9 protein-coding genes are annotated in these 16,972 nt (G+C 74.7%); 5 read left to right on the top strand and 4 right to left on the bottom strand.

The window, feature by feature from the left end; all coding sequences use genetic code 11:
* Positions 1-3: 3 nt before the first annotated feature.
* A complete protein-coding gene (locus IF89_RS0132385; protein WP_030775689.1) occupies positions 4-1,725 on the bottom strand; it encodes a hypothetical protein in 1,722 nt (573 codons plus the stop codon).
* Positions 1,726-2,354: 629 nt separating this feature from the next.
* Between IF89_RS0132385 and IF89_RS0132380 the strand changes: the two genes are divergently transcribed.
* Together IF89_RS0132380 and IF89_RS0132375 are read left to right on the top strand one after the other, a co-directional pair.
* On the top strand, positions 2,355-4,535 hold the full coding sequence (locus tag IF89_RS0132380; RefSeq protein ID WP_030775687.1) for an asparagine synthase-related protein: 2,181 nt from the start codon (positions 2,355-2,357) through the stop codon (positions 4,533-4,535).
* A gap of 219 nt (positions 4,536-4,754) precedes the next feature.
* The gene (locus tag IF89_RS0132375) at positions 4,755-7,703 is read left to right on the top strand and encodes an AfsR/SARP family transcriptional regulator (protein ID WP_030775684.1); all 2,949 of its coding nucleotides are present in this window, start codon (positions 4,755-4,757) and stop codon (positions 7,701-7,703) included.
* 117 nt (positions 7,704-7,820) lie between these two features.
* Here IF89_RS0132375 and IF89_RS0132370 read toward each other — a convergent pair whose 3' ends face one another.
* Complete coding sequence (locus IF89_RS0132370) at positions 7,821-9,854, bottom strand: sigma-70 family RNA polymerase sigma factor (RefSeq protein ID WP_043194688.1); 2,034 nt, start codon at positions 9,852-9,854, stop codon at positions 7,821-7,823.
* A gap of 266 nt (positions 9,855-10,120) precedes the next feature.
* Entirely contained in the window at positions 10,121-10,897 is a 777-nt protein-coding gene (locus IF89_RS0132365) for a TetR/AcrR family transcriptional regulator (protein ID WP_030775678.1), read from the bottom strand.
* A gap of 333 nt (positions 10,898-11,230) precedes the next feature.
* On the opposite strand from IF89_RS0132365, the gene IF89_RS0132360 reads away from it, so the two are divergent.
* Both IF89_RS0132360 and IF89_RS0132355 read left to right on the top strand, forming a co-directional pair.
* Positions 11,231-12,661, top strand: coding sequence for an NAD(P)/FAD-dependent oxidoreductase (locus IF89_RS0132360; RefSeq protein ID WP_030775675.1), 1,431 nt, complete (start codon positions 11,231-11,233; stop codon positions 12,659-12,661).
* A 135-nt stretch (positions 12,662-12,796) separates the two neighbouring features.
* Positions 12,797-14,608, top strand: a complete 1,812-nt coding sequence (locus IF89_RS0132355; protein ID WP_030775673.1) for an ATP-binding SpoIIE family protein phosphatase — start codon at positions 12,797-12,799, stop codon at positions 14,606-14,608.
* A 67-nt stretch (positions 14,609-14,675) separates the two neighbouring features.
* On the opposite strand, the gene IF89_RS0132350 is transcribed toward IF89_RS0132355, so the two are convergent.
* Positions 14,676-15,959, bottom strand: coding sequence for an MFS transporter (locus IF89_RS0132350; protein ID WP_030775670.1), 1,284 nt, complete (start codon positions 15,957-15,959; stop codon positions 14,676-14,678).
* 123 nt (positions 15,960-16,082) lie between these two features.
* On the opposite strand from IF89_RS0132350, the gene IF89_RS0132345 reads away from it, so the two are divergent.
* Positions 16,083-16,619: a MarR family winged helix-turn-helix transcriptional regulator gene (locus IF89_RS0132345; RefSeq protein ID WP_030775668.1), complete on the top strand. Its 537-nt coding sequence runs from the start codon at positions 16,083-16,085 to the stop codon at positions 16,617-16,619.
* The last annotated feature ends 353 nt before the right edge of the window (positions 16,620-16,972 follow it).

The raw sequence follows: 16,972 nt of genomic DNA, 5'->3' as shown, positions 1-16,972 counted from the left end.
GGTCTACGCCGGAGCCACGAGGAGGGGCCGGGCCCGCTCGCGCAGCTCCGCGACGCGCGGTTCGTCCCCGTAGGGTTCCAGGCGGTGCAGCAGGTCCCGTACGTATTCGGTCGTGCGCGCCGAGGAGATCCGGCCCGCCACCTCCACCGCCCGGGTGCCCGCCGCGCACGCGGCGTCCAGATTGCCCGACTCCAGCTCGGCCACCGCGCTGACGACCAGGCGCAGGCCGTGGGACCGTACGTACTCCTCCGTGGGCCGGGAGAGCGCCTGCTCGGTGAAGCGCCGTACCTGCCGGGGGAGTTTGAGGTCCCGGTAGCATTCCGCGGCATCCGCCGCGAAACGGTCGTAGGAGTAGAAACCGAGCCAGGTCGGGTCGGGGTCGCCCTCGCGGGACCGCTCCAGCCAGCCCTCCGCGGCCCGCAGCGCCGCTCCTGCGGCCGCCGAATCGCCGGCCTTGGCGTGCGCCCGCGCCTCGACGAGCCGGAAGAAGCTCATCGTGCGCGCCGTGGCCAGGCCGCGGTTGCGCTCGACGGCGGCCTGCGCGAGGTCCACGCCCTCGTCCGGGAAGTCCCGGTAGGTCGCCTGCAGGGACATCGAGGCGAGCACGTAGCCGCCGAGCGGCACGTCCGCGGCCGCGCGGGCCAGGCGCAGCGCCTGGATGTAGTAGCGCTGGGCGGCCTCCTGCTGACCGGTGTCGAAGGCCATCCAGCCCGCGAGCCGCGTCAGTTCGGCCGTCGCGCCGAACAGGGCGCGGCCGACCTCGTCGGTGTACGAGCCGAGCAGCAGGGGCGCCGCGTCGACGCGCAGGCATTCGGGGACCATCGACGACCGCCAGTCGCCACCGCCGTACTTGGAGTCCCAGCGGCGGGCGTCCTCGGCCGCCTCGCGCAGCTTCGTCACGTCGCTGTGGCCCACGCGCAGCACGTGGTCGCGCGGCGTTTCGGCTGCGGGCTGCGCGGGCACAACCGTGGACGGCGGGCCTGCCGGGCCCGTCGGTGCTGTCATCGGGCCCGTGGCCGGCCCGGTCGTACGGCCGTCCGGGGAGGGCCGGCGACCTGGTGCCGGCATTCCGTGGGCCTGAGCCGCTTCGGTCGGAGCCGTGTGCGTCGCCGTCCCATGTGTCGCCGTTCGGCGCGCTGGCGACGGTCGGGGGGACGGCAGGTCGCCTACGGGTGCGCCTTGGGCCGGAGCGTCCTGGACCTGGACCGACGGGGCCGTGGTCGCGGGCGGATGGTGTGCGGGACCCGCCGGTTCCCGCGCCACCGAGCTGTCGGCGGGGCATATCAGCCACCGCGAGGCGGGCGTCGCGTACGCCGCCACGGAGAACGAACCCGCGAGCGACTGCCAGATCCCGCCACCGCCGCGCCGCCCGGCGAGGTCGAGCCGGTACAGGTCGGTGGCCGAGCGCACGGCGGCGCCCACGTCCCGCGGGAAGGCCAGTCCCACTTCGGGCGCGGGGTCCGCGTCGGCCAGGCCGATCTCGTGCAGTGGCACCGGCCGCCCCAGCTTCGCGCCGATGGCGGCGGCGATCAGATGCGGGGCGGCGCCCTGCGGCACCATCCCTTTCGACACCCACCGGGCCACCGACGTCTTGTCGTAGCGGAGGGTCAGACCGCGCTGCGCGCCGAGGTCGTTGACCCGCCGGGCCAGCCCGGCATTGCTGATGCCCGCCAGGGCGAGGACGGCGCCGAGCTTCTCGTTGGGTTCGCGGAGCTCCCTGGACATGCGCCACCCCTCGTCACACGCGGAACGCATACGCCGCCGGGGCATAGGCGCCCGGCATTTCGTAAACCCAGCGTAGTTCCCCGCCTCCCAAGCGTTAAGGCCTTTACTTCCGTATGGCGGGATTGTTGTCCGTTTGCACAGTCCGCCCCGGGGTCGGCGGCGGGGCGCACGTCCTGGGGCGTGCTCCGGCCGTGTGGCCGTGCGCCCGCCCGTGCGCTCTGGCCGGTCCGCGGACCCGGCGATCTGATGTGCGGTGCGTGGGTCGGTCCGCTGCGTGGAACGGGCGGACCCGGGGATGCCGTCACCTCAATCCCCGCGGGTGGCGGAACGGTGCGGGGGGCGGGTTCCGCCTCCCGGACCGCGCCCGCACGCCCGGCGCCGACGCCGCGCGACGGCTTTCCAGGCGGCCGAAGAATGGCCGAAAGCGACCTATGGGGCGGTGGGAGCGGAACGCCAAATACCGCATGCCGGGGGCGTGTTCGTTTGTGTGTGCGCCCCCTATAATCCCTCTCGCACGCCTGTCCCGTGGCAGCATGGACCCGAGCCACCGGGGTCCCACCGACCGCGCCCTCAGCGCTGTCCGTGCTGCCCGTGCCCCGGTCATGTGCCCACAGGCTGGGGAGGCGGCGGTGCGCTGGTTGGTGGGGTGGAGCAGTATCGCCGCGAGCTTCGGCACGGCCGGCCGCGTCTCCGGCCACGGCCCCGGCCGGCACGGCGACGGTGCGCCCCTGCACGGCGGCATCGCGGACGCCGCCCACGCGGCCGACCCCGGCGCGGACGCGGAACGCACCGTCCACCCTGTCGGCGCCCAGCTGCTGTGGGGCGATCCCGACCCGCTCTGGGCCGTCGGCGACTGGCGGCCCGACGAGATCCGCACCCTCACCGCCGACCCCGCCGACCCCTTCACGCGGCTGGCCGTCCTCGGCTGCTGCGGCGCGACCGACGCCGAACTGCGCCGCGCCCTCTACGCCGCCCGGGGCGGCGCACTGCGCCACCTCACCCAGTGGTCCGGCAGTTACACCGCCGTGGTGCAGGCCGGCCGCCGCATCACCGTCCTCGGCGACCTCGCGGGCGCCCGGCCCGTCTTCTACACCCCCTGGGCCAGCGGCACGGCGTACGCCACCGCCGCCCTCCCGCTCGCCGACCTCATCGAGGCGCAGCTCGACATCGGCCACCTCGCCGCCCTGCTCGCCTGCCCCGAGAGCCCGGAGGCCCTGGGTGACGGCACCCCGTACGCGGGGGTCCGCCGCATCCCGCCCGGGCACGCCCTCATCCTGCGCGAGGGCTCCCGCGAGATCACCGGCTACGAGCAGGTCGCCTCGCTCGCGGTGTCCGCGCCGGAGGCCGACGCCGACCGCGCGGTGGAGGGCGTACGGGAAGCGTTGGTGGACGCGGTGCGCGCCCGGCTCACGGCTCCGCGGCATGCTCCCGACACGCTGCCGCCGTACGATCCCGGCCCCGTGCCCGGGATGGGGCCGGCCGACCGGCGGGCGGCCCGTGGCGCGCCCGCCCCCGGCGTGGGCGCCGACCTGTCCGGCGGCAGCGCCTCCGCGACCCTCGCCCTGCTGGCGGCCGGGCTGCCCGGGGCGCCCGGCAGCCTCACCAGCCCCGCGGGGGCGCGGCTGCTGGCGGTCACCTTCAACGACCTGGCCACCCCGCAGGGGCGCGAGGACGAGCTGGAACGGGCCCGGGCCGTCGCATCGGACCCCCGCCTGCACCACGTCGTGGTCGCCGCCGCGGCCGAGGCCCTCCCGTACGCCGAACTGGACGGCCCGCTCACGGACGAACCGGGCCCCTCGCTCGTGTTCGCCGCCCGCGAGCGGCGCCGGCTCGCCGCCGGAGCCGCCGACCACTTCACCGGCCACGGCGCCCGTCAGGTGCTCGACGCCCACCCGGCCCGCATGGCCGACCTGTTGCTGGACCGGCGCCGGCGCCACCTGCTGCGCCCGGTGGCGGCGCTGGCGCGGTCCGCGTCGGCCGCGGGGGCGGCCGGGGAGTCCCTGCTGGTGCCGATCACCGTGTACGCGGCGGCCCGGCGGCTCGCCCGTACGACGTACCGCGCGGGCATGGAGGCGGCCGCGGCCCGGCTCCGCGAGGGCGGGATCACCGAGAACGCCTCAGGTCCGGTGGACGCCTCTCTCGCCGCCCTGACCTGGGCCCGGCCGGGCCCGGCGGCGGGCTGGCTCACGGGGGAGGCGCGGGCCGAGGTGTCGCTGAGGCTCACCGCCGCGGCCGGACGCCCCCCGCTGTCGCTGCGGCCGGGGGAGGCCCGGGCCCGTTCGGTGCTGGCCCGTCACGCCGCCGACCACCGGGTCTTCGAGCAGGCCGTGGAAGTCCGCAGCCAGCGCCTGCACGCCCCCTTCCTCGACAACCAGGTCGTCCGGGCCGCGCGGGCCCTGCCCGAATCCCTGCGCGTGCAGCCCGGAGCCCGTGCGGAGATCCTGCGCAGCGTCCTGTACTCGGCGGGCGTGCGCGAACTCCCGCCGGGCTGGGGCGCCACCGCGCACACGCCGAACGAGACGGCGACCGGGCTGGGGCTGCGCGCCGCGCTGAGCGACCTGCTGGACCTGTTCGCCGCGCCGCTGCTCGCGGACGCCGGACTGATCGAGGCCCGTGTCGTACGGCAGGCGCTGCTCGACGCGGCGGAGGGCCGGCCGGTCCCGCTGGACGGGCTGGCCGAGCTGGTCTCGATGGAGCTGTGGCTGCACCGGCTGCTGGCCCGGCGCGGCACCTGCTGGACGGGTACGTCCGCGGCGCGGCGCCGAGCGGTGCCCGAGGGGGTCCCCGTGCACCGGCCGGCGCTGTCCTGACGGTGCGGGCCTGCCCTGGCGGTGCGGGCCCGTCCTGATGCTTCCGGGCCGTCCCGACGGTGCAGGCCCCCTCCCGGCGGCACACGCCGGCTCGGCGGCGTCCGGGACTACGCCCCGTCCGTCCGGCGGCACGCCGGCCAGGCGGCGTCCGGTGCCCGCCCCGCCCCTCCCGCACCGGGGTTCGGGAGCCGGCCGCCGGGCCGAGGGCAGAATGGGCGGGTGCGGTATCTCATTCTGGGCGTCACCGAGGCGCGCGACGAGACCGGCGCCCCCCTCCCGATCGGCGGTGCCCGGCTGCGCGCGCTCCTCGCCGCCCTCGCCCTGCGCGCCGGCCGGCCGGCCTCCGTCGCCGAGCTCGTCGACGACGTCTGGGGCGACGACCCGCCGCGGGACGCCCCCGCCGCCCTCCAGGCCCTCGTCGCCCGTCTCCGCCGCGCCCTCGGCGGGCACGACACCGTTCACGCCGCCCCCACCGGCGGCTACCGCCTCGAAGCCGCCCACGACGACGTGGACCTCCACCGGTTCGGCCGCCTCGCCGCCCAGGGCAGCGGGCAACTGGCCGCCGACCCCGCGGCCGCCGCCCGCACCCTGCGCACCGCCCTCCGCCTCTGGCGCGGCCCCGCCCTCGCCGACCTCCCGGAGCCCGCCCGCACCGCGCACGCCGCCGCTCCCGAGGCCCGCCGGCGTAGCGCACTGCGCGGCCGTATAGAGGCGGACCTGCGCAGCGGCGCCACCGCCCCGGCCGAACTCCTGCCGGAGATCGAGGCACTGATCCACGAAAGCCCGTACGACGAACCGCTCCGCGCACAGCACCTGCGCGCCCTGCGGGCCGCCGGCCGTCCCGCCGACGCCCTCGCCGCGTACGAGCACACGCGCCGCACCCTCGCCGACGGCCTCGGCACCGACCCCGGCCCCGAACTGACCGCCCTGCACGCGGAACTGCTCCGGCAGCCCCGGCCGTCACCCCCGCCGCACCCCCCGACCGCGACACCGACCCCGACGCAACCTCCACCCCCGACTCCGGAACTCCACCCGTACGCGGACGCCCCCAGCGGCAACCTCCGCCCCCGCCTGAACTCCTTCGTCGGCCGCGAGCCCGAACTGGATGCCCTGTGGCGCGACCTGACCCGGCTGCGCCTCGTCACCCTCACCGGCCCCGGTGGTTCGGGAAAGACCCGCCTCGCCGAACACGCCGCCGCCGCACACCCTCGACCCGCCCGGCTCGTCGAACTCGCCCGCCTCGACCACCCCGCCGCCGTACCCGGCGCCGTCCTCAGCGCCCTGGCCGCGGCCCGGCTGCGGCTGCTGACGCCGCGGCAGATCGCGGACCGGCTGGACGACCGTTTCCGGCTGCTGACCAGCGGCGCCCGTACGGTCCTGCCACGCCAGCAGACCCTGCGGGCGGTCGTCGACTGGTCCTGGGACCTCCTCGACGAGGCCGAGCGGACCCTGCTGCGCCGCCTGTCGGTCTTCGCGGGCGGCTGCGACCTCGCCGCCGCCGAGGCCGTCTGCGGTGACGCCGACGCCGCACCCTCCGGCATGGACGTCGCCGACACCCTCGGCTCCCTCGTCGACAAGTCCCTCGTCGTCGCCGCCCCCGGCCCCGACGGCATGCGCTACCGCATGCTCGAAACCATCCACGAGTACGCCGCCGAACGCGCCGACGCCCACCCGGCCGACGCCCGCGCCACCGCCCGCCGCCACGCCGCCCACTTCCTCGCCTTCGCCGAGCGGGCCGAACCCTTGATCCGCTCCGCAGCCCAGCTCCCCTGGATCCGGCTCGTCGAGACCGAACTCGACAACCTGCGCACCGCCCTCCACACCACGACCGTGGACGACCCCCACCCGGATCCGGCCCCCGACCCCGACCGCGGCACCCGGACCGAAACCGCGCAGCGCCTGGCCTTCGCCCTCGGCTGGTTCTGGTGGTTGCGCAACTACCGCGGTGAGGGCGCCGAGTGGACCACCCGCATCCTCGCCCTCACCCCGGCCCCGCCCCCCGAGGGCACCCCCGCCCACTGGCGGTACATGCGCCTGCAGGTGCTGAACATGTTCCTGCTGGCGGAGAGCAACTCCGCCGAGAAGTTCCGCACCCCCGAGTACCGGGACCTCGCCGTCCGCATCAAGGCCGCCTTCCGCCACGGCTCCCCGCAGACCACGGTCTTCCCCGGACTCCTCTGGCCCGCCACCTCCTTCCTCACCGGCGACGTCCTCGACTTCCACACCGACCTCGACCAGTCCGTCGAGAACTGCCGCCGCCACGCCGGCGACTGGGAGCTGGGCGTGGTGCTCATGCTGCGCACTCACGTCGCCATCGACCTCACCGGCGGTCTGCCCACCGTCGACGCCGACCTCGCCGAACTCCACGAGATCGCCCAGCGCGTCGGCGACCGCTGGACCCGCGCCCAGGTGGCGAGCGCCGCCGGGGAGATCGCCCTCTCCCGCGGCCGGTACGCCGACGCCCGCACCGAGTTCCAGGAGTGCCTGCGCCTCGCCCGCGAGGTCGGCGCCCACGTCGAGGCGCCCTTCGCCCTCGCCCGGATCGCCGAGGTCGCCTACAGCGCGGGCGACCTCGACGACGCCGAGCGGCTCCTGACCGAGGCCGACGAGGAGTCCGAGCAGCACGGCGGCGTGTACGACGTCAGCGCCTACGCCCGGCTCCTCGCGGCCATGCTCGCCCTGCAGCGCGGGGACGCCGCCCGGGCCCGCACCGAGTGCGAGCTCGCCCGCGCCCAGACCGAACGGATCACCGTGCCCGCCCAGCTCACCGCCGGCCTGGACACCGTCGACGCCCACCTCACCGCCCGCGAGCAGGGTCCGGCCGCCGCCCTGTCGCTGATCGGACCCGCCCTGAGTGCCGCCGTGACCGCCCGGTGCGCCGAGCGCGTGCTGGCCGGCATGGCCGAGGCGGCGGCCCGCTTCCTGGCCGACGCCGGCCGCCCCGCCGCATCCGTACGGGCCTTCGCGGCGGCCACCGCCTGGCGCGCCGGCCTGCCCCGCTCGGTCCCCGAGGCCACCGTCGTGGACGGCCTCCCCGAACGCACCCGTGCGCTGCTCGGCCCCGACCGCTGGGCGCGGGAGGAAGCCGCGGGCGCCGTGCTCACCCCCGCCGACCTCGCCGCGGCACTCACCGCCGACCGGTCACGGGAACCGGGTCACAGGAACTGATCACGCGCAGCGCACCTCCGGCAGGCTGCCCCCGCCAACGCCTCACCGGCAAGCGGCTCACCGGCCGACGCCTCACTGTCAAGCGGCCCACCGGCAAACTGCTCACCGGCAAGCCGCTCACCGGCAGCTGATCACCGCGTCCGCCCAGCCGGCCAGCGTCGGCAGGCGGCCCGGCCCGGCCCGCTCCACCACCAGCCGCAGCGCCGAGCGTTCGGCGAGGGAGACCCGCACGGCCGCCGGCGGATCCTGGTACCCGAGGGCGCCGGACTGCCACAACCGCTGCCCGTCCGCGTACACAGAGAAGCGCACCGACCCGTCGGTGAACAGCGACAGGCCGTCCACCCCCGCCCACGCCGAGAAGGAGGTGCACTGCCGGTTCAGGGCGATCTCCACCGAGGAACGCGAGTTCACGGTGATGCCCTGCGCGAACCGCCGGTCGCCCACCCACAGTCCCCAGCGCTGCCACACCCAGCTGCTGCGCCACGTCTGCAATTCCGGCCCGCTGTGGTCGCCCTGCACCGCATGCGGGAGAGCAGCCAGTCGGAACGCCTGCGGCGGCTGCGGCACGGGAGGCGGGGTCGGCTTCGGCGAGGACGCACTCGGCGACGGCGCGGGCGCCGGCCTCTCCCGGGAGGGAGAGGGCGAAGGCGCCACCGAAGGCATCGGCGCCGCAGGGGACGCGGACGCCGCGGACGCCGCGGGCGGCGGTGTCGGCTTCCGCGACGGCGGTACGGACGCACGCGCGGGCGGCGGGTCCTCCGCGGCCGGGCCCGGCTCCGGCGCGGGCGAAGGCGCCACGGGTGCCTTCGGCACGGCGGGGGCCGCCACGCGCGGCGCCGGCCTGGCCCGGGCCTGGGGCTCCGCTTCGTCCCCGGTCAGCGCGAAGACCACCCCGGCGGCCGCGGCCACCGCGAGGCCGGCGGCGATGGCGGCCTTGGCGGGCAGCCCGAGCCCCTCGGAGACCAGCGCACCCCCGGCCGTGGACCCGGACCCGCCGGCCCCTCCCGCCCCGGCAGCACCCCCCGCAGCCCCGCCGCCGGCAGCACTTCCTGCGGCCCCGGCCGCCCCGGCGGCAGAACCGCCCCCGGCGGTCGATCCGCCCGCGGCCGCCGCCGCGGCTCCGGCCCCGCCCGCGGCGACGGCCCCGCCGGCCACCACCCCGGCGGCCTTGGCCGCGTACCCGGCGGCGAACCACCCGATGACCGCCACCGGAAGCAGCGCGGGAATGCCCGCATTGACGTCCTTGAGCTCCCCGGCGGCCAGCCGGCACTTCGCGCACTCCTCCAGGTGCTTGCGCAGCCCCCGCTCCGCCCGCATCCGCAGCCCGCCGCGCGCATAGGCGCCGAGCCGGTCCGCGTACCGCGCGCAGTCGCCGCCCTCCCCCAGCGCCGAGCTGACATGGGCCTGCAGATAGGCCTGCTTGAGGCCCTCCCGCGCCCGACTGGCCAGCACCGCGGTGGCGTTGGCGCTCAAGCCGAACAGTGGCGCGATCGCACTCGGCGACGCCTCCTCCACGGTGGTGTGCCACAGCACGGCCTGCCACCGCTCGGGCAGACTCCGGAAGGCCTGCATGGCCAGGGACTGCTCGGCCTCCCGCATCGCCCGTACATCCGCGCCCAGTTCGAGCGTGTCGTCCCCCGACAGACCCGGCAACCCGGCGCCGCTCTCCGTACGCGACGCCGCCTGCTCCGCGAACACGGCGAAGTCCTCGACCAGGTGCTCCCGCTTGGCCGTCTTGGCCCAGGCGGCCGCGACCCTGCGCACGGTGGTCAGCAGATAGGCCCGCACCGACTGGTCGGGCCCGGCCCCGCCCCGTACCGCCTGCAGCGTCCGCGCGAACACCTCGGCGGTCAGGTCGTCGGCCGTGTGCGCGTCCCGGCAGCAGGACCGCGCGTAACGCCGTACGGAGTCGGCGTGACGACGGAACAGCTCCTCGTACGCACTGTCGTCACCGCCCCGCATCCGGGCGATCAAGTCGCCGTCGGACGGAGGCATATCACTGCTGGCGCCGGCGGGACGCCCGGAGCCCGAGGACCGGGCGCGGCGCCCGGCCGGTTCGCGCTGCGCCGGCACCTGCCGGGCGGGCGGGCTGCCCACTTCGGTCTCGCCCCCGGCGGCACCGGGTGACTCTTCACGCCCGTCAATGCTCATCGCGGAAGCCCCCGCACGACACGCTCAACCGGTACACCGATCAAGCGTGTCACATGGCGGACACGCGTCGGACCCGTCTGCGCACCATCCACCCGTCCGGGCAGGTTTCGGCCCGCCGCCGAAGCGCCCCGCCGCCGAACGCCCGCGCCACCGCCCCAGCGGCCCGCCGCGGCCCTGCACCGGCCCGACGCGACGTCACAAGCGGACCCAGGGGCCGCGCCGGCCCGGCACCGACCCGCCCACGGGCCGGCGCCGACCCGCCGGGATCACGCCGTCCGGGAGCGCAGCCCTTCGAGCAGGATGTCGAGCAGCCGGGTCGAAGCGGCAGCCTGCTGCGCCGGGTCGGGCAGCGCCGGCGCCGCCGTCGCTATCACCAGCAGCACATCGGCCACCGTGACATCGGCACGCAGCTCACCGGCCTCCCGCGCCCGGTGCACCAGCCGGCCGACGACCTCCAGCAGCGCACCCGCCCCGGCGTCCTCCGACGGCTCGTCCTCGGCCCCGCTCCGCGCGGAACCGACGACTCGCAGGCCGGGAGCCGCGGCCGCCTCGGCCGCCTGGCGCTGGTGCGGAACCCGCGCCTCCTCCGCCTCCTCGGCCGCCTCCTCAGCGGTCGAGCCGACGCGCAGCACCTGCGGCGGCAGCAGCCGCCCGGCGCCCGATGCCACGGAGGTGCGCAGGAAGCGCGACAGCGCCTGCCACGGCTCCTCCTCCTGACCCAGCGCGGTCCGAGCCTGCTCGGTCAGCCGGGCGGTCTCCTCCTCGGCTATCCGCCGGACCAGGACGTCCTTGCTCGGGAACCGCCGGTACACGGTGCCCACACCGACCCGGGCGCGGCGTGCCACGTCCTCCATCGGTGCCCCGTAGCCCAGTTCGCCGAAGACCTCCCGGGCCGCGCGCAGCACGTGCTCCAGATTGCGCTGGGCGTCGACGCGTAGCGGCGTGGAACGCCCCACGCCGTGCGTGGTCGGGCTGGTCAGGGCACGACCGGCGCTTTCGACCGAGAGCGCGGTCGCAGAACCATGGAAATCGGAAATGTTCATATGTATCCCCCGGTAATCATTTGTCTCCCCCCGGAGACACTCCCCGCCTTCACGCCGAGAGGGGCCACGGTCTCAGGCCCGGTCCTCGACGAGATACGAACATAGTTGAGCCAGAGTCAATTCAGAAGAGGCAGCCCCGGACGGACCACCGCCCGATCGGAGCATTCACCCCCACTTTTCCCCTCCGCATCCCCGGAACTCGCCTCTCCGCCCGCTCTGACCTGCGCAGTTCCACCGCTGCGCAGGGTGCTGCGATGCCCCGTCCCGGGGCCGTCACCGGTCACACAATGTGTCGGGCCTGTGGACAAACTCCCGGCCACGTTGCGTCATGGGATGGTGAAGGCTGCTAACTCCCGGGGCACGGCCCCCGGTACCCCGCCCCGCACGCGCATCCTGGTCGTCGGCGGCGGCTACGTCGGCATGTATACGGCGCTCCGGCTCCAGCGAAAGCTCAGAGCGGGAGAAGCCGAGGTCACGGTGGTCACGCCCGAGCCGTACATGACGTACCAGCCCTTCCTCCCGGAAGCGGCCGCGGGCGCCATCTCCCCGCGCCATGTCGTGGTCCCGCTGCGCCGCGTCCTGACCAAGTGCCACATCGTCATCGGCCAGGCCGCGAGCATCGACCACGCCAAGCGGACCGCGACCGTCAACACCCTCGCCACCGCCGACGAGGGCGTCGGCCCCGTCGAGATCGAGTACGACGAGCTCGTCCTCGCCCCCGGCTCCGTCTCCCGCACCCTCCCCGTGCCGGGTCTCGCCGACTACGGCATCGGTTTCAAGACCGTCGAAGAAGCCATCGGCCTGCGCAACCACGTCATCGAACAGATGGACATCGCCTCCTCCACCCGCGACCCCGCCGTCCGCGACGCCGCCCTCACGTTCGTCTTCGTCGGAGGCGGCTTCGCGGGCGTCGAAGCCCTGGGTGAGCTGGAGGACATGGCCCGCTACGCGGCGCGGTACTACCACAACATCAAGCCCGAGGACATGAAGTGGGTCCTCGTCGAGGCCAGTGACCGCATCCTCCCCGAGGTCGGCCTGGAGATGGGCGTCTACACGGTCCGCGAACTGCGCAGCCGCAACATCGACGTCCGCCTGGAGACCCGGCTCGAATCCTGCGAGGACCGCGTCGCCGTCCTCAGCGACGGCGCCCGCTTCCCCACCCGCACCATCGTCTGGACCGCCGGCGTCAAACCCCACCCCGTCCTCGCCTCGACCGACCTCCCCAGGAACGAGCGCGGCCGCCTCGTCTGCACCTCCTTCCTCACCGTCGAGGGCGTCGAGCACGCCTGGGCAGCCGGCGACGCCGCCGCCGTCCCCGACATCACCGCCCCGCCCGGCACCGAGGGCCCCCGCCGCGAGTGCGCCCCCAACGCCCAGCACGCCGTCCGCCAGGCCAAGGTCCTGGCCGACAACCTCATCGCCGCCCTGCGCGGCGAGGTCCTCACCGAGTACGCGCACAAGTACGCGGGCTCCGTCGCCTCCCTCGGCCTCCACAAGGGCGTCGCCCACGTCTACGGACGCAAGCTCAAGCGCTACCCCGCCTGGTTCATGCACCGCGCCTACCACCTCAGCCGCGTCCCGAGCTTCAACCGGAAAATGCGCGTACTTGCCGAATGGACCCTCTCCGGCCTCTTCAAGCGTGAGATCGTCTCCCTTGGCTCACTCGAACACCCCAGGGCAGAATTCGAACTGGCGGCAGGCGGCGGACCCAAGTCACCTCCCCCGCCGCTCGCCCCCAACCCCCCGCAGAACGGCCAGGGCTGACGTTGTCAGTGCGGTCGGCCACACTGGACGTGTGACCATAGGTGTGCTCACACCTGCACAGAGTGACACCGTCCCGTCAGCGACCGCCCACGAGCGACACAGCGACCACTCGCGACACCACGAGGCTTGAACGCAGTGAACTTCACGCGCTGGAGCGCCCGGTTTCCCGGAACGCAGCGCCGCGCCGCCGCCCGGACCCAGCACGCCGCCGCCCAGGCCAAGCGCGGCGAAGGCGCCGTCCCGGCAGCCCGCGGCGGCCGCACCGACCCCGGAGCGGACCGGTCCGCGCCCGACGCCGACGGCCACCCCGCCGACCCCACGGTCTCCGGATCCGGGACCGGTGGCGCCACCGCACCGGGCACCGGCACCACCCCCGCCCAGCGGACCGGCACCCTCACCGCCGTGCCCGCCCTCGACGAGCTCTCCGTCCGCGAAGTCCTCGGCCGGCTCCCCGCCCTCGTGGCCCTCGTCCACGGCCCCGACCACCGTGTCGCCTACGTCAACGACGCCTACACCGCCGGCTTCGGCCCCCGCACCCCCGGCGCCCCCGCCCACGAAGCCCTCCCCGAGCTGGGCGACCTCGGCCTCCTCCCGCTCCTCGACCAGGTCCAGCGCAGCGGCAAGCCCCGAACCGCGAAGAACCGCACCGCACCCGGCGGCGGCAGCTCGTACACCGTTACCTGCACCCCCGTCGAGTTCCCCGGCCCCGCGACGCCGACCGCCGGCCCGGCCACGCCGGAAGCGCAGGCCCAGCGCACCGGCGTCCTGATCCACCTCGCCGACGTCACCGACCACGCCGAAGCCGTCGACCGGCTCCGCGCCAGCGAACGCCGCCAGCGCGAGGCCGCCGTCACCCTCCAGCGCTCCCTGCTCCCGCAGGAACTGGAACAGCCCGACGACCTCCGCATCGCCGCCACCTACCAGCCCGGCGGCACCGAGGCCGCCGTCGGCGGCGACTGGTACGACGTCATCACCCTCGGCGCCGGCCGCACCGCCCTCGTCATCGGCGACGTCATGGGCCGCGGCGTCCGCGCCGCCGCCGTCATGGGCCAGCTCCGCACCGCCGTCCGGGCCTACGCCCGCCTCGACCTGCCCCCGCACGAGGTGCTCCAGCTGCTCGACGGACTCGCGGCCGAGATCGACGCCAGCCAGATCGCCACCTGCGTGTACGCCGTCCACGACCCCAACGAGGGCCTGCTCGCCTACGCCTCCGCCGGGCACCTGCCGATCCTGGTCCGCGACGAGCACGGCACCGTACGCAGAGCCGCCGATCCCACCGGCCCGCCGCTCGGCACCGGCGGCTGGCTGCACACCTCCGGCACCATCCCGCTCGGCCCCGGCTCCACCGCCGTCCTCTACACCGACGGCCTGGTCGAACGCCGCGGTGAGGACATCGACGAGGGCGTCGCCGCCCTCGAACGCGCCCTCGCCGGCGCCCAGGGCACCCCGAGCGTCATCTGCGACCGCCTCATGCGCGCCCTCGGGGTGGACGCCGACCACGACGACGACGTCGCCGTGATGGTGCTCCAGCAGCCCGCCCGCGCCGGGGCGGACGCCGAACTCTTCCACAACGCCGGTCTGGAACTCCTCGGCGGCGTCGAGGCGGCCCCGCGCGCCCGCGCTTTCGCCCAGGGTGTCCTCGCCTCCTGGCGCTTCCCCGTCGAGCTGTGCGACCTCGGCGTCCTCGCCGCCAGCGAGCTCGTCGCGAACTCCCTCCAGCACGGCACGCCGCCCATGCGCCTGCGGCTGCGCCGCACCGACCGCCGGCTGATCATCGAAGTCACCGACGGAGACGACCACCTGCCGCGCCGCCGCCGCGCCGAGCCGGCCGACGAGACGGGCCGCGGCATCTCGATCGTGGCCACCATCGCCTCCTCCTGGGGATCCCGCCGCACCCCCGGCGGCGGCAAGGCCGTCTGGTGCGAGTTCGCCCTGCCGGACAGGTAGCCGGACGCACGGGAGGCCCCGGTCCACCAGGACCGGGGCCTCCGGCACAACGCCGTGCGTACACGCTCTAGGCGGGTACGCGCTCCTTCGCCGCGACGGCCGGACCGCCCTGCGCGACGACCCTGCTCGCCAGCACCGGGTTGTCCTGCATCGGCGTCAGACCCCTGCCGAGCCGCAGCGCCAGCGCCGCGATGCCCAGCGACACGAGCACGAAGACCGCGATGTAGAGCATCGGAGCTCCGGCACCGAGCGGCACCCCGAGCGGCCCCAGCGCCAGCGCCATCTGCTTGACCAGCGCGAAGGCCGAGTTGTACTGGCCCACCGACCCCTCGGGCGCCAGGTCCGCCACCAGCGGTGCCAGCGTCGGCGACAGCATGGCCTCGCCGATGCCGAAGAGCGCGTACGTGGTGATGAACGCGGCGGCGGCCATCATCGTGCTGCCGTGCCCCAGCCCTGAGAAGCCGGCGATCAGCCACGCCGCGGTCCAGATCAGCCCGACCAGGGCGATCACACGGGACCGCCGGCGCTTCTCGACCAGCCTCAGGACGACGAACTGGGCGAGGACGATCGCACCGGTGTTGGCGGCGAGGGCGAAACCGAGCGTGGAGGGGGAGATCCCGGCGGCCTCCGTACCGAAGGCGGCCAGACCCGACTCGAACTGTCCGTAGCAGGCGAAGAACACGACGAAACCCAGCACGCACAGCTGCACCATGGCCTTGTGCCGCAGCAGCCGCTTCCAGCCGCTGCCACCGGACTGCGCGGGATCCCTCGGCATGGCGTCCTTGATGGCCGGCGCGTGCGGCAGGCGCACGGTGGCGACGACGCCCGCCAGCACCAGGAACATCACGGCCTCGATGCCGAACAGCAGGGTGAAGCTCCCGGGCCGGCTCTCGTCGACGATCTGACCGCCGAGAAGCCCGCCGATGCCCAGACCCAGGTTCTGCATGAAGAACTGCAGGGCGAAGGCACGGGTCCGGGTGGACGGCGTGGAACACCAGACGATCATCGTGGCCAGGGCCGGCTGCATCACGGCCTGGCCGGCACCGAGCGCCAGCGCGGACAGCAGGATGGGCACGATCCCGGAGGAGAGGCCGAGCGCGAGCGCCCCCGCCGAGGCGGCGACAGCCGCTCCCATGACCACGGGCACCGGACCGCGCCGGTCGATGACCCGACCGGTGAAGGGCAGCGCGACGAGAGCGCCCAGGGCGAAGGCCACGAACGCGCTCGTGGCGGCCATGGACCCCAGACCCCGCACCTGCGCCACGTAGATGTAGAGGAACGGAACCGTGAAGCCGATGCCGAACGCCGTCAGCGCGTTCCCGGCCTGGATCCGCCGCATCGCGGCGCCCATCACCTTGGTCACTTCTCACCTGCCTGATAACTGAAGACTGAAGACTTCATAGCTAAAGTTCGATGCTTAACACTACACACCGAAGGAGTTAGACGCCAACGGGTCCGTGCGATACTTCGACCCATGGGTGACACCCCGGACGGCACGACGCCCGTCCCCGAGCCGAGCCTCGATGAGCAGATCGCCGTCTACCAGCGCGAGTTCCAGGACCTCGACCCCCAGGTCGAGAAGGTCGTCTCGGCGCTGAGCCGGCTGAACCGCCGCATGAACGTCGCGTACGGACGCCAGACGGCGGCCCTGGGCATCAGCAACGCGGAGTGGGAGGTCCTCAAGGCCCTCGTCCTCTCCGGTGCTCCGTACCGGATGGGGCCGAGCGAGCTCGCGAAGCAGCTGGGTCTCACGCCGGCGGCGATGACCCACCGGATCGACCGCATGACGTCGGAGGGCCTGGTCACCCGCGAGCGGGACGAGTCCAACAGGGTCCGCGTGATCGTGGGGCTCACGGACGAGGGCCGCAGCAAGTGGCTGGACGCGATGCGCGCGGCGACGATCTTCGAGGAGGACCTCCTCCAGGACCTCTCGACGGCGGAGCGCGGGCTGCTGGGCGACATGCTCACGCGCCTGCTCGACCGGGTGGAAGACCTCCAGTCGCCCCACTGACCACCCGGGTTGACACCGCCTCGGCAGGTCCGTAAGGTTCTTCGAGTTGCCCCGGAGCCGGAAGGTTTCGGCGACAACGAATCCGCCGCCTCGTTGCGGCATCCAACTCAGCACGATCTCCCACTGGGAACGATTTCGGCGTGCCCGAATTCATTTCCGAAGGCCGATTATGAATCGCCGGGGAAATCCACTAGAGTTTGGGGAGTCGGAAGGGCCCAACAGCCCGGAAGACAAACCCCGCTGACTGGGGGTCAGGCCCGAAAGAGTCTGATAGAGTCGGAAACGCAGGACAGCAGAACGAAGCCCGGAGGAAAGCCCGAGAGGGTGAGTACGAAGGAAGCGTCCGTTCCTTG

Source organism: Streptomyces sp. NRRL F-2664 (genome assembly GCF_000719345.1).
GTDB lineage: Bacteria > Actinomycetota > Actinomycetes > Streptomycetales > Streptomycetaceae > Streptomyces.
This window is presented reverse-complemented; position numbering and strand designations above follow the sequence as displayed.

Excerpts from the sequence above, each read along its gene's own strand:
- IF89_RS0132385 (WP_030775689.1), bottom strand. The coding sequence starts at position 1,725 with ATGTCCAGGGAGCTCCGCGAACCCAACGAGAAGCTCGGCGCCGTCCTC.
- IF89_RS0132370 (WP_043194688.1), bottom strand. The coding sequence starts at position 9,854 with ATGAGCATTGACGGGCGTGAAGAGTCACCCGGTGCCGCCGGGGGCGAG.
- IF89_RS0132365 (WP_030775678.1), bottom strand. The coding sequence starts at position 10,897 with ATGAACATTTCCGATTTCCATGGTTCTGCGACCGCGCTCTCGGTCGAA.
- IF89_RS0132360 (WP_030775675.1), top strand. The coding sequence starts at position 11,231 with ATGGTGAAGGCTGCTAACTCCCGGGGCACGGCCCCCGGTACCCCGCCC.
- IF89_RS0132350 (WP_030775670.1), bottom strand. The coding sequence starts at position 15,959 with ATGGGCGCCGCGATGCGGCGGATCCAGGCCGGGAACGCGCTGACGGCG.
- IF89_RS0132345 (WP_030775668.1), top strand. The coding sequence starts at position 16,083 with ATGGGTGACACCCCGGACGGCACGACGCCCGTCCCCGAGCCGAGCCTC.